The following is a 14,381-nucleotide window of genomic DNA, read 5'->3' on the forward strand; positions in this document are numbered from 1 at the left end:
AATGTGGTGTGCGGATTAAAGTGTGCCAAGCCTTAGCCTTAGTTGGGCAGTGCGTTTTGGGGCGTGGGGCGAGGCAGTTTGTCGTAGTCGGTGGTACCTTTTAGTATTCGTGGTCGGCTTTCGTTGTACTTCGGACTAATTAAGTTGTTTTCTTCTCGATAGTTTTGGGTCTTTATTCCAGCCAGATAGAGCAGCAATTGTGGCAGGGCATCGGTCATAAAACGACGGTTTCGCGCGTCTAATATTTGGCGATAGATGTCGGGATGTTGGGCTATATAGCTTCGCGAGCACCATATCCAGAACGGAATTTCAAATTCGTATTTAGCCAAAGGGTAGTCGATGGCGGCCGAATGGTTGCGGCAAACAATGCCGCGGTTCTCCTCATAACATTCTTCGCCGTGGTCGGGCATGTAGATAACGATGGCATCTTTTTGCTCAAACTGCTTCACAATGAGGTCAACCACCGAGTCGTTGTAAAGCACAGCGTTGTCGTAATGGGCCAAGACGCTGCGCTGAGCAGGCGACAAGTCGGGTCGAAGTGTTTTATAGTCGTCGCCCTTCCAACGTCGTCGGTTGTTGGGCGTGCGATATTTGTAGCCTACATGCTGCCCAATGAGGTGGAAAATGGTAAGGTTGTATTTTCCCTCTTGCGCTTTAAGGTGCGAGTATTCGGCCACGAGGTGTTCGTCGAAGGTGTACAAACTATCGTTTCGCGTGTCGAACATGGCCTTGTTCAGGGTGGGGTTGTTGAGGAAAAAGCCCCCACTAAAGTCGTAAACGTTTTCATTTGCTTGCGACAAGAACTGGTTGGTGATGAACGTAACGTGGTAGCCCGCCTTTCGAAACATTTCGGGAAATAGTGGATAGTCGCACCATTCGCCAGGGTCTCCCACATTGTAGAGCGAGAATACATGCTTAAATACATAGCTGGTGAGGTTCCAAGGCGACACCACATTGCTGAATTTCACCAATTGTCCGCTTCGTTCGCGTTGTATCTGTCGTGGCGTTGTGGGTTGCACATAGCCGTATTGTTGCGAATGATGTTTGCCATAACTCTCGCCAATTATGAGCACAATGTGCGGACTGGTGTACGCGCAGCTGTCTACTTTTGCCCTCTTGGAAGCCGCAATGAGTTTGTCTAGCTGTTGCGAAGCTAGCGAGTTGGCATATAGCGAGAACATAAAATGGTGCACGGGATGGTAACATTCACCATGGATTGGCTCGGTAAGCATGTGTTCCACTTCGCCAACGCTCTTGCCATGCATCAGTTTCCAGAGGGCCACTTTGTTGCTGGCAGTGACGCCAATGCTCCAAATAAGTATGACAGTAAAACCAAAAGGGGCATAGGTTTTAAGCTTGCCACTATAGGGAATGTTGATTTTGGGAAACTTACCTAAAAGCTTTTGGTAGGTCTCTTTCAACTTCTTGGGTGCAAATCGGCGTAGTGTATAAGCTAAATGTAGAAGGGCAATAAGCACAATCCACCCAAATTTGGTAAACAATACGTTGAAGGAAAGGTAGCTAGAAACAAACTCAGAAGCCTCGCGGCCATTGGTTTCGCCCAACAAAAGCATCATGGTGGGGGTGACAATAGAGTCTAACTGTACCCTACAAAACACGTCGATGGCCGTGGTGAGGTATAAAATAAGGTAGAGTGCACCGCGAACCCAAGAGCGAATGCGTTGTGGTAGTACACTTAAAAGTAGGCAAAGGGCGTAAAGATCTACAAGTAATTCGGTGTAAAGATGCCTGTAAATCTTTTCGCTTGAGCTGTGGGGGAGGCATAGCCACGCACAAACCACGCCCAAAATATACATCGATACAAAGAACGGTGCATTGATTTTTAGAGGCTTAACCACATAGCCAAAGAGTTTTTTTATCAGTACAGTCAAGGTCATTTCTTTCTATTACTTCTTTTTTTATTGGTGTTTGTTGCCCTCGAGATGCCCATTGCTGTGCATAAGTGCTTGTTGCAAACGTGCTTATCATTGTTTAGTGCATAGCTTAATGTGTGCAATGTGCTGGGCAATGTTTTGCAAATTTACACTTTTTATCATGGATAACCATCAATGTGAGGATATAATTTGTGTACAGATTGGTGCACAAAGGGTGTAGGCAACGTGGCGTTTGGCGGGTTGGCATGGGTTTTGGGAGCGTTGAAGTTATGAACTAGACGGAGGGAAGGGTAGAGACTCACCAGTTTACTTACAATGAGGGGAGGTTAATTTGCGCAATGCTAGTTAATTAATAGTTAAAAATGTTTGCGCAATGTAAATATTATCGTAACTTTGCACCAAGATAGTAGATAATATGTACCCAAGGAGTGTTCCATACATTACCTTCAATGGCTTTTCGTGTTGAGCATGCAATAGTTTTTGGTAAGGATTTTAATAAGTAATGTATTGCATCACCTATTTAATACAGCCCCTTAGCCTGAAACGAAAGCAAGATAGTGCAGAGCAATAGATAAAGTAATTGTGCATAAGCGCGTAAAAGATGGAACATACTTTAAATTTTGATACAAATGAAAGCGAAATCAACTCTTAAGAAAAGTGTAAAACTTGTGGCCGCAATGATGTTGACAATTGCGCCAAACTGTGTCTTTGCGCAGTTTAACCGTACTACCTACTTTATGGATGACGTTAATTTCAAACAACGTCTTAATCCAGCCATGGCGCCTCAACGCGGATTTATTAACCTTCCGTTTGTGGGAGCATTTAATGCTAGCGTTAGTTCTAACTCCATTTCGGCTGAGTATATTGACAACCTTCTTTCAAATGCCAACAGCGCAGATTACTTTACCACTGATAAATTTGTTAGTCAGCTTAAAGAAAACAACCGCTTGAGCATTGCCCTCTCTAACGATTTGGCTTCGGCTGGATGGTATAGCGGAAAGGGTTTTTGGAACGTTAACCTCACTATTAGGGCTGATATTGATGCCAACATGAATCGTGATGCGTTCGAATTTTTGCGCGCTGGCCGTGGCATGAGCACTCAATCGTGGGCCAATGCCAACCTCTTTACTCACGGCGGAAAAGCTAAAGCCAATATGTATTTGGAAACAGGACTGGGTTATGCTCGCCCCGTGACCGAACGTTTGGTGCTGGGTGTTAAGGTGAAAATGCTTTTTGGTATTGCCGATCTTACTGCTAAGGTGCAAGATGTGACGGTGAAAACCAACTTGCAAAACATAAATCCGCATCAAGACTGGTCGGCTATTACCGAAGAAGAATTGCAAAGGGTTAGAGGTAAAGCCTTGATTAAGGCCCATGCAGAGGTAGATGGCTCGCTCACAGGCTTGACCTTTATTAAAGACGATAAACAATATATTAAAGACTGGCAGCAATATGGCTCCACCTCCTTTGCTGGTTATGGTGCTGCTGTTGACCTCGGAGCTGCCTATAAGCTGGGTCGCGACTTCACGTTGTCGGCTGCTGTGCTAGATTTGGGTTTCATTAAATGGGGAAAAGACAACTCTATTAAGGGCGTGTCAGAGTTCCAACGTGAGTACGATTTCGACGGAGTGCATGCTGGAGAACATCGTGATGAGTTTAAGAAAACCATCGAAAGCGGTTCGATTCTTAATCAAGACTTGTGGAATATGAAAGAAGAAGAAAGTAAATCGCGCACCACCAAGCTTCGTTCTACACTGGTGTTGGGAGCACAATATAAGTTGCTGAACGATAAACTTACGGTTGGAGCACTTTCAACCACACGCTTGGGTGAGATAAACACTCAGCAGGAACTTACCTTTGCTGGTAGCTTTAGCTTTACAAAGCAAGTGGCTTTGGCTGTTAGCTATTCGGTAATACAAAGTCAAGGCAAAGGCTTAGGACTTGGTTTGAAGCTAGGCCCGCTCACTGTTGCCACCGATTATATGTACTTTGGCAAAGATTCGCGCACGGCTAGTGCTCTGCTTGGTATCACCATTCCTTTGGGACGTCGCCACCGCGACATGTTCTAAGCGCACATAAAAAAATAACATCACCCCCTGTTTGCATGTAGATGTAGACAGGGGGTGATGTGTTTTTTAACCCCTGGAGGTATCTCGTTTAGTATGGCTTTTGTTTACTTCTAGTTGGTTTGCCTGTCTTATGATTTTGATGCAGCTCGCTACGCCTTCAAAAATCAGTGAGGCAATAAGCTCAATACTCAAATCCACACTGCACAAACTCAGATTCTCGTTTGGGCTTAAACATTTGTTATAAGCTATTACGCCGAATAATAATTGTGGTGGTGTAAAATATTTGTACCGTTTTTTAACATTGTGAGTGCCATCGCTGCAAAAAAATGAAGCATTGGCTGGATTTTCTGGAGTATTTTAATAGTTTCTAACTATCTGATTGATTGTTAGTTATGATGTTCTGATTGAAAATATATGCTTTTTAGCATGTTTTAGGGCGTAAAATACCAAAAAACCACCACCAGAAACCATCAAGCTGAGTTTACTTTAAAATGATGGAAAATACCTATAAATAGGGTCAAAAACTCCGTTTTTATGGGGTTTGCATGCGTTTTGCACCACTTAACCTTGCGTTTTGCAGCAGTTAGCGTTGCGTTTTGCAGCAGTTAGCGTTGCGTTTTGCAGCAGATCGCAGTGCGTTTTGCAGCAAAAAGCAAAGTGTTTTGCAGCAAAATGAGATTGGATAACGAAGCGTCGGGTTAGATTTTTATGGGGTTTTGGAAGTAGATTTTTGAAAATTCTTCTTCAAATAGAAATGCAAAACCATAGTAAAAAGCCGAAAGAGGAGTAAAAAAGCACTCAACCTTTGCCGTGTTTTCATCGTTTTAGTGCTTTTTATTGCGTTTTTAGGGGGTGATTTTTTCTAGAATGGCTCGGCTAAAAAGTGTTATATGTAAAATTTATTTACCGAATTAACAATTTGCCGATGCACATTTGGTTACGATAAGAATAACCTACGCGAAATAATGTGCCACACCATCGCCCCTAAAATGCAAAACGGAGACATCACGCGCAAAGCATGATGTCCCCGTTAGTATTTAAAGTAAGGGCTGCAAATGCCGCTATAGAGGGGCAACACCTGCATTTGGAGTATTAAGATGCAGCCGCCTCTTTAACGCAAAGTTCCTCTTTATCGGGGCACTTGTCTATAACGATGGTGTCGCCCAGCGACAATTCGTCAGACAGAATGCGCTCGGCAATCAAGTCTTCGATGTATGTTTGGATGGCTCGCTTTAATGGGCGCGCGCCAAACTGTACGTCGTAGCCCTTTGAAGCAACAAAGTTCTTGGCCTCAGGCGTTATTTCGAGGTGATAACCCAGGTCGTCAACACGCTTGAAAAGGCCACGCAATTCGATATCGATAATGCGGTTGATGGCCTCAAGATCTAGTTGGTCGAAGGTGATAATCTCGTCGAGACGGTTCAAAAACTCGGGTGCAAACTGTTTGCTGAGGTTCTTTTGAATGATGCTGCGTGCATATTCCTTATCCTTCTCGTTCATGTTAGCGCCCAAAGCGCCACCCGTGTTAAAGCCCACGCCACGTCCGAACTCTTTTAGTTGTCGCGTTCCAGCGTTCGAAGTCATGATGATAACCGTGTTACGGAAGTCAACCAATCGGCCATTGCCATCGGTAAGCCTACCCTCATCGAGCACTTGCAGCAGCAAGTTAAACACGTTGCCATGCGCTTTCTCTATTTCGTCGAGCAGCACGATGGAGTAAGGTTTGCGCCTAACTCGTTCTGTTAGCTGTCCGCCCTCTTCGTAACCCACGTATCCTGGAGGCGCTCCCACGAGTCGCGAAACATTAAAGCTCTCGGTGTATTCGCTCATGTCTACACGGATTAGGGCGTCATCGCTACCAAACATAAATTGTGCTAGCTTCTTAGCCAGATAGGTTTTGCCCACGCCAGTTGGACCAAGGAACATGAAAACCCCGATAGGGTGGTTAGGCTCTTTCAGTCCAACGCGGTTGCGCAGAATAGCTTTCGTCATCTTTTCGATTGCTGTATCTTGCGCCACAACGGCCTGTTTCAGCTCGTTGGCCATCCCTTTAAGTCTTATACCTTCGGTCTCGGCCATGCGTTGCACCGGCACACCAGTCATGATAGACACCACTTCGGCCACCTCTTTTTCAGTAACAGGCTGTCTGTTATCGTTGTCGCCATAGGCCCAATTATGGTTTAGCGTTTCCAATTCTTGTTCCAATCGCACTTGCATGTCACGGTAGTTGGCGGCCAATTCATAGTTTTGGTTCACCACGGCGTTTTGCTTTTTGCGTTTTGCCTCATCCAGTTCTTTCTCTTTTTCGATAATGGCTGGAGGCACTTCCACATGTTGCAGGTGTACTTTTGCGCCCACTTCGTCGAGCGCATCAATTGCTTTATCCGGGAAAGCCCTATCGGTGACATAGCGTTCTGTCAGTCTGACACAAGCCCGCAAGGCATCTTCAGAGTAAGAAACGTGGTGATGTCGTTCGTATCGGTCTTTGATATTCTCCAGAATTTGCAGCGTCTCGTCGGGCGTTGTAGGTTCAAGTATCACCTTTTGGAATCGTCTTTCCAGTGCGCCATCTTTCTCAATGCTGTTGCGATACTCGTCGAGCGTGGTGGCACCAACGCATTGTATCGTGCCCCTAGCCAATGCAGGCTTCATAATATTGGCCGCATCCATGCTACCCGGTGTGCTACCAGCGCCAATGATGGTGTGTATCTCGTCGATAAAGACGATGATGTCGGGATTATTTTCAATCTCTTTAAGCAGTCCGCGAATACGTTCTTCAAACTGTCCGCGGTATTTAGTGCCAGCCACCATGCCCGTCATATCCAAACTAACAATGCGTTTATTGAAGAGCACAGGCGAGGTTTTGCGTTTGGCAATGAGTTGAGCCAGCCCTTCAACGATAGCACTTTTGCCCACGCCAGGTTCGCCAATGATGATGGGATTGTTCTTTTTTCTTCGACTAAGAATTTCTGTTACGCGCAAAATCTCCCGTTCTCTACCCACCACGGGGTCGAGTCTGTCCTCCATGGCCGCCAGTGTAAGGTCGGTCGAAAAGCTATCGAGGATGGGTGTTTTGCCGTTTCCTTTAGCCGTTTGAGTGGCTTGAGTGCGTTCGTTTCTTTGTTGTGCGTTGTTAGTGTGCAGGGTTTCTTCGTCCTCGTCTTCCGATAGTCCGAGGCTATCTTGCGTTGGCATGGCTCTTTTTTGAAAGAAAGCCAAAGTATCTTCGTAATTGATGTTGTTATTTTCGAGCACTTTTTTTGCTGCATTGTCCACGCGGTCGTGCAGCATAGCCAACAAAAGATGTTGCACATCCACAGTTTGTGTGTTTTGTATGCGTGCCTCTAGCACAGCCAGTCTCATGATGTTACTGGCCATTTCGTTGAGTTCTATTTCTTCACCCATTGGCATTGCGTGCATAGGATGGGTCTTAGCCACTTCTTCCAGTTGGTTACGCAGCTCGTCTATGTTGGTTTCATAACGTGCAAAGACGTCGTTTACAGGTCCGCCGCTCCCTCTTAGGATGCCTAGCAGCAGATGTTCGGGCCCCACAATGTTGCTCTCCAGTCTCAAAGCCTCTTGTCGGCTAAGCGCCAGAACCTCTAAAACCCTAGGTGAAAATTGGCTTGTCATATATAATATTCCTCCTGTATTTTTCGTTAAATTGTTATCTTTCGCCATGATGGCGTAGGCTTTCCCCTTTTGGGGAGTATGTAAATAGAGATTTGCAAACACCGTGCCAAAGTGTGTCTCTACGGTGAATAGGCGGTTTGCAAATGGCAAAGCCCGTTGTATATGCAGTGTTTTATCGGGCCAGGTAGTGCAGAATTCGAAGCCCTTGCATAAGCTAACCTTGTGTCTTTGCGGTGTTTCTTTGCCGAAATCCAACAGTTGCTTCTCCCACCCAATAACAATCGTATGCACTTCGTGCGAAATGAGTGAAAAAACAGCATTAAAACAAAGGAATTAAGAATAAAAAAATACAAAGTAATTCAAACTTGCGCACGTCAAGTTTTATTATTATATTTGCAAGCAAATAAATGAAACAACCAATACAAATGAAAGCAATCAACACAGAAAAAGCACCGAAGGCCATCGGTCCTTACAGTCAAGCCATTGAGGCAAACGGTTTTGTATTCGCTTCGGGACAACTTCCAGTAGACGTAACGACGGGCGAATTTGTTCCAGGAGGCGTGAAAGAGCAAACTCGTCAATCGCTCACCAATGCGCGTAACGTGCTGCAAGCGGCCGGTGCAGACCTGAGTAATGTGGTTAAAACCACTGTTTTCCTTTCGGATATGGCCAACTTCGCCGAGATGAACGAAGTGTATGCCGAGTTTTTCTCGCAACCATTCCCCGCACGTTCGGCTGTTGCCGTGAAGGCTTTGCCTAAAGGAGCGCTGGTAGAAGTGGAGTGCATCGCTGCCAAATAAAGGCATGCGGTGTAAGCACGCAAACTAAATCTTTCACAATTTACCGCAAAATGATAGCTGTAAACAAAAAAGCCCTATATCGGGAACTTACCGATTATGTAATGATTGGTATCGGAATGGCTTTCTATAGCTTGGGTTGGGTGGCCTTTTATTTGCCCAACCACATCACCACTGGTGGTGTAGCTGGTTTGTCATCCATTATTTTCTGGGGAACACACACGCCCGTACAAATTACATACTTCAGCCTCAACCTGATACTTCTTGCTATTGCGCTGAAGGTTTTGGGCTTCAAGTTCTGCTTGAAAACCATCTATGGCGTGCTGATGATGACCATGTGTGTCTCGTTGTTCCGACAATTGTTCCCCAATCCCACCATATTAAGAGATGAACCTTTTATGGCTTGCATCATTGGTTCGTGCTTCTGTGGAATTGGTTTGGGCTTTGGACTCTCTTATCATGGTAGTTCGGGAGGCTCTGATATCGTGGCTGCCATCATCAATAAGTATCGTGACATCTCTCTAGGTCGCGTTATCCTGTTGGTAGACATGATTATCGTAACCCTTAGCTACTTGGTTTTGAAGAGCTGGGAGCAGGTTATTTATGGCTATGTAGGGCTCATCGTGGTGTCGTTTGTGCTCGACCAAGTGGTTAATATGGGCAAACGCTCGGTGCAGTTTCTCATCATTTCCGAACGTTACGACGAGATTTGTCAGCGCATCACCAGTACGCCACCCTTCCGCGGATGCACAATGATAGACGCTAAAGGCTATTATTCGGGTAACAATCTCAAGTTGGTGATATTGGTAGCCAAACAACGAGAGGCTTCGCAAGTGTACAGCTTAATTGACGAAATAGACCCCAACGCCTTTGTAACACAAACGGCTGTGAGTGGTGTTTATGGCAACGGATTTGACAAGTTCAAGGTGAAACGTAATAAAAAACGTGCCGAAGAACTGGCAAAGGCTGTTAGTGCTGCCAACGCCAACGCTCAAAATGCTAGCGCTAACGAATAAAACGCCATCAACCTAGCAACGCAAAGCTAGGCTTCAACACTAGAAGGCTTCGGCCTAACATCATTTTGAGGGAGTTCTTACACACTTTGATCCACTCCTTATTATATATAGTGGTGATCGATGTGGGTGGGAAATCCCTCAAACAATTATTGCATAAGCCAATTAAAAACCGCTTGGCCACACACCCCATAATGGGAAATGGCCAAGCGGTTTGTTTTTCTTTGTATGCCTTTTCACTTCAGCAAAGCCCAGAGGGCGGCTGTAAGGGCGTTTATTTTTTACTCAGACGTTCGTCGTGTTTCAGCAGATATTCGGCAATTTGCACCGCATTGAGTGCAGCACCCTTGCGAATTTGGTCGCCACTAAGCCACAAGGTCAGTCCGTTTTCATCGGTCAAATCTTTTCTAATACGGCCAACAAAAATATCGTCTTTACCACCAGTATCTAGTGGCATGGGGTAAATGCCCTGCGAGGGGTCGTCTTTCAATGTGCAGCCAGGGGCTACAGCAATGGCCTTTCTAGCCTCTTCCACCGTTATTGGGTGTTCTGTTTCAATCCAAACACTTTCCGAGTGCGACCTTAGTGAGCTAACTCGCACGCATGTTGCCGAGCATTTGGCATCGGTGTGCATAATCTTCTGCGTCTCATGAAACATCTTCATCTCTTCCTTAGTGTAGCCGTTATCGGTGAAAACATCCACTTGAGGAATAACGTTATACGCCAATTGGTGCGGGAATCTGCTCACCGTGGGTTTTTCGCCGTTGAGCAATTGGCCGTATTGTGTTTGCAGTTCGGCCATGGCAGCCGCTCCGGCGCCACTTGCGCTTTGATAACTCGACACGCGAATGCGCTTTATGTGCGACAGCTGTTCTAGTGGTTGCAACACCACCACCATCATAATCGTGGTGCAGTTGGGGTTAGCCACGATACCACGAGGGCGATTAAGCGCATCGGCTGCATTGCATTCGGGTACCACCAATGGCACTTCGGCATCCATACGGAATGCACTTGAATTGTCAATCATCACCGCGCCATGCTTGGTTATGGTCTCTGCAAACTCCTTCGATGTACCTCCACCGGCCGAAACGAAGGCGATATCCACATCCTGGAAGTCGTCGTTATGCTGCAAAAGCTTCACAACATGTTCCTTTCCATTAAACATGTAGGTTTGGCCAGCACTACGTTCCGACCCAAAAAGCACTAGTTCATCAATGGGAAATGCACGCTCCGATAAGATGCGTAAGAACTCTTGGCCCACCGCGCCACTAACGCCTACAATTGCTACTTTCATTTACTTCTTCTTTAATAATAATGATATATTGCATTGCAAATGTACAACTTTCCACGTTTATACACGTCTTTTTGATATATTTTTTGCAACTTTGCAGTGATAAAGACAATTAATGCCTCTGCCAACGCATTGCGCAGGCTGTCTAAAATCGGCCTAGATGATATGCTATAACTAGTATTTCGAGCTAAAAATGCCAATTAATCACCTCTAAACCGCCACAAGCAAACCAACAATGTTCTCTGCATTCCCCATTACCGACCCCACGTTGATTTTCTTCATCGTGATGCTCATCATCCTCTTTGCCCCTATTGTGATGGGCAAACTGCGTATCCCCCACATCATTGGTATGGTGTTGGCGGGCGTGGCCGTGGGCGAATACGGTTTTAACATCCTCGAACGCGACGACTCGTTCGAACTCTTCGGGCGTGTTGGACTTTATTACATCATGTTCCTCGCTGCTCTAGAGATGGACAGCGGTGCACTTAAACGCAACAAATATCGTTTTATGATATTTGGTCTCACCACCTTTGCCGTGCCTTTTGTGCTGATTTATCTGCTGGGTACAACGTTTCTCAACTATACCACGGCCGCTTCGCTTCTCTTAGCCACGCTCATGGCCTCTAACACGCTCATCGCTTACCCCATTGTTGGTCGCTACGGCTTGCAACGCAACCCCGCTGTGTCGCTCAGCGTGGGGTCTACAATGATTGCCTTGTTTCTCTCTTTGGTGGTGTTGGCCATGATTGTGGCTGCTCATAACGAAGACGGAGGCTCGTTGTTCTGGCTTTGGTTTGTGCTTAAGGTGGTTGGTTTTTGCGGGGGGATGGCTTTTTTTGTGCCACGACTCACACGCTGGTTCTTACGCCGATATAGCGATGCCGTGATGCAGTTCATCTTTGTGATGGCGATATTGTTTCTTAGCGCGTCGGTTTCGTCAAGCATCGGACTCGAAGGCATCTTTGGAGCCTTCCTTGCTGGTCTTATTCTCAACCGCTATGTGCCCCGTCTCTCGCCCCTGATGAATCGCATCGAGTTTATCGGCAACGCCATCTTCATCCCTTATTTCCTTATTGGTGTGGGCATGCTCATCAATCTTCGTTTACTGTTTCAAGGGAAAGGTATTGTTTGGGTGGTGCTGGGCATAACGCTTGTGGGCACTTTGGGTAAGGCCATTGCGGCCTATCTGGCAAGCTGGCGCTTTAAAATGCCCGCCCCATCAGGGCAAATGATGTTTGGGCTTACCTCTGCTCACGCTGCCGGGGCTATCGCTATCGTGATGGTTGGTATGCAGTTGCAGGTGGCGCCAGGGCGTTATCTCATCACCGACGATATTCTCAATGCTGTGGTTATCATGATTTTGATAACTTGTATCATCTCGTCGGTGATTACAGAAGGGGCTGCTAAAACCTTTATTCTTAGCGAAAAGAATATCCCAGGGAGCGAAATGTTGGATAAAGACGATGAAAGTATCCTGGTGCCTGTGAAATATCCCGAGTATGCCAATAGCCTCGTGGCACTGGCTATCATGATGCGTAACCCAAAACTTAACCGCGGTATCATTGCGCTTAACTTGGTGTACGACGACGAAAACATGCGCGCAAACCAAGAAAAGGGACAACGACTGCTCGACCAGGTGTCTAAATATGCTGCTGCCACCGATGTGCTTACGCAAACGCAGGTGCGAATTGCAGCCAATATCGCTAATGGCATTAAGCACGCCTTTAACGAGTTTCATGCTTCGGAAATTCTTATCGGATTGCATACGCATAAAGATGTGTCGCCGAAGTTTTGGGGACAGTTTCACCAAAGCTTGTTCAACGGATTGAATAGGCAGATTATCATGGCCCGATTAAATCAACCGCTCAACACCATTCGCCGCATTCAAGTGGCTATACCCTCGAGAGCGCAATACGAACCGGGTTTCTATCGCTGGCTAGAACGTTTGGCTCGCGTGGCGCTTAACTTGGAATGTCGCATCGTGTTCCATGGCAGACAAGACACCTTGGCACTCGTTAATGAGTTTGTGCGTAACCGACACGCGGGCATGAGGGCCGAATATGCGCTGATGAACCACTGGAACGAATTGCCATCGCTGGCTTCTACCATCGCCCCCGACCATCTTTTTGTGGTGATTACTGCCCGTAAGGGTACGGTGAGCTATAAAACTGCGCTCGACCAACTGCCTGACGAGATTACTAAATTCTTCTCGGGGACCAACCTCATGATTGTTTTCCCCGACCAATATGGCGATGGTAGCGAAGAACTTACTTTTGCCGAACCGCAACATACCGAAGGAACGAGTGCTTACGAGGATGTTGGTAAGTGGATGAAGAAGTTGAAGAAGTAGTCTGAGTTGTAAAGTAGAAGTAGTAAGGAGAAAGGAGTAAGTAGTAAGTGAGGAGGAGAAAGGAGTAAGTAGTAAGGGAACAAGGAGTAAGAAGTAAGTGAGGAGGAGAAAGAAGTAAGTACTAAGCAATGAGGAGGAAGTGGTAAAGCAATATGGAGTTATTTGAGGAATTTAGCCAATATCTTTATGGGATTAGTTGGCGCGGTTACAAGTTAACGAATTAACAAGAGTATTTGCCACTCTGCCTCATAAGCATTTGCACTTACTACTTTACTACCTTACGACTTCACGACTAAAAAATATAATTCATTATGATAACAATAAAATCTATAACCAAGAGCTTCGGCTCGTTGCAGGTGCTGAAAGGCATCGACCTGCACATCAATAAAGGCGAAGTGGTGAGCATTGTTGGCCCAAGTGGCGCCGGAAAAACCACGTTGCTGCAAATTATTGGTACGCTAGACCGTCCCGACGGCGGCGAAGTGGTGGTGGATGGCATTGAGGTTGGCTCGCTCTCTAGCAAGAAATTGAGCGATTTTCGTAACCAACACTTGGGCTTTATCTTCCAGTTTCACCAACTGTTGCCCGAATTTACTGCTTTAGAAAACGTGATGATTCCTGCTTATATCGCTGGCAAAAAGAAAAGCGAAGCCATGCAAAGAGCTAACGAATTGCTCGATTTTCTGGGCTTAACCGATCGCGCTAACCATAAGCCTGCTGAACTCTCGGGGGGCGAAAAACAACGAGTGGCCGTGGCTCGTGCTTTGATGAACGAGCCGGCTGTGGTGCTGGCCGACGAACCTTCGGGCAGTCTTGACTCTAAAAACAAAGCCGAACTTCACCAGTTGTTCTTCGACCTGCGCGATAAGTTTGGACAAACTTTTGTGATTGTTACCCACGATGAGGAACTGGCTAAGCTCACCGATCGCACCATTCACCTGCGCGATGGTTTGGTGGAACACGATTCGGCTGCCGATAATCCAACGCAAACAGAACTACCTAGTCAAGATGTGGCCGAATAAATGTGGCACCGTGCTAGAACTGGGGCTTTGTATAAGCGTCTAGATGGCTATTGTTTTATAACATCCTAAAATAGGGTGGGGCAAAGATGTGATGTGTCTTGCCTCACTTTTTTGTTAAATGCGGTTAGAAAAGTTTACAAAAGACGTTTTATTTTTCGCTCCTTCTAGAAAAAACTAAGGCCTATAAACATGTTTTTAGCCACTATTTTAGGGTTATCGGCTTTAGTTTTTACACGCTTTTTGAGGCCCATATCTGCATTTTGCACCATTTAGCCTTTCTATTTAGTGCACCACCTGCAGTTTCTCATCCC

General features: G+C 46.0%; 8 protein-coding genes. 5 read left to right on the plus strand and 3 right to left on the minus strand.

Annotation, left to right across the window (positions count from 1 at the left end):
* Positions 1-38 precede the first annotated feature (38 nt).
* The gene (locus QME03_RS00285) at positions 39-1,898 is read right to left on the minus strand and encodes a phosphoethanolamine transferase (protein WP_281723068.1); all 1,860 of its coding nucleotides are present in this window, start codon (positions 1,896-1,898) and stop codon (positions 39-41) included.
* Positions 1,899-2,524: 626 nt separating this feature from the next.
* On the opposite strand from QME03_RS00285, the gene QME03_RS00290 reads away from it, so the two are divergent.
* On the plus strand, positions 2,525-3,964 hold the full coding sequence (locus QME03_RS00290; RefSeq protein WP_281723069.1) for a DUF5723 family protein: 1,440 nt from the start codon (positions 2,525-2,527) through the stop codon (positions 3,962-3,964).
* Positions 3,965-5,056: 1,092 nt separating this feature from the next.
* On the opposite strand, the gene QME03_RS00295 is transcribed toward QME03_RS00290, so the two are convergent.
* A complete protein-coding gene (locus tag QME03_RS00295; protein ID WP_281723070.1) occupies positions 5,057-7,597 on the minus strand; it encodes an ATP-dependent Clp protease ATP-binding subunit in 2,541 nt (846 codons plus the stop codon).
* 425 nt (positions 7,598-8,022) lie between these two features.
* On the opposite strand from QME03_RS00295, the gene QME03_RS00300 reads away from it, so the two are divergent.
* Together QME03_RS00300 and QME03_RS00305 are read left to right on the plus strand one after the other, a co-directional pair.
* Entirely contained in the window at positions 8,023-8,397 is a 375-nt protein-coding gene (locus QME03_RS00300; RefSeq protein WP_025815410.1) for a RidA family protein, read from the plus strand.
* A gap of 50 nt (positions 8,398-8,447) precedes the next feature.
* Positions 8,448-9,410, plus strand: a complete 963-nt coding sequence (locus QME03_RS00305; RefSeq protein ID WP_281723071.1) for a YitT family protein — start codon at positions 8,448-8,450, stop codon at positions 9,408-9,410.
* A 271-nt stretch (positions 9,411-9,681) separates the two neighbouring features.
* Here the strand turns inward: QME03_RS00305 and QME03_RS00310 are convergent, their stop codons facing one another.
* Complete coding sequence (locus QME03_RS00310; RefSeq protein ID WP_281723072.1) at positions 9,682-10,701, minus strand: aspartate-semialdehyde dehydrogenase; 1,020 nt, start codon at positions 10,699-10,701, stop codon at positions 9,682-9,684.
* Between the two features lie 232 nt (positions 10,702-10,933).
* Here QME03_RS00310 and QME03_RS00315 point away from each other — a divergent pair, with 232 nt between their 5' ends.
* Together QME03_RS00315 and QME03_RS00320 are read left to right on the plus strand one after the other, a co-directional pair.
* A complete protein-coding gene (locus QME03_RS00315; RefSeq protein WP_281723073.1) occupies positions 10,934-13,048 on the plus strand; it encodes a cation:proton antiporter in 2,115 nt (704 codons plus the stop codon).
* A 311-nt stretch (positions 13,049-13,359) separates the two neighbouring features.
* On the plus strand, positions 13,360-14,070 hold the full coding sequence (locus tag QME03_RS00320; RefSeq protein WP_281723074.1) for an ABC transporter ATP-binding protein: 711 nt from the start codon (positions 13,360-13,362) through the stop codon (positions 14,068-14,070).
* Positions 14,071-14,381 lie beyond the last annotated feature (311 nt).

It is taken from the genome of Hoylesella shahii, from assembly GCF_937990675.1.
Taxonomy (GTDB): domain Bacteria; phylum Bacteroidota; class Bacteroidia; order Bacteroidales; family Bacteroidaceae; genus Prevotella; species Prevotella shahii.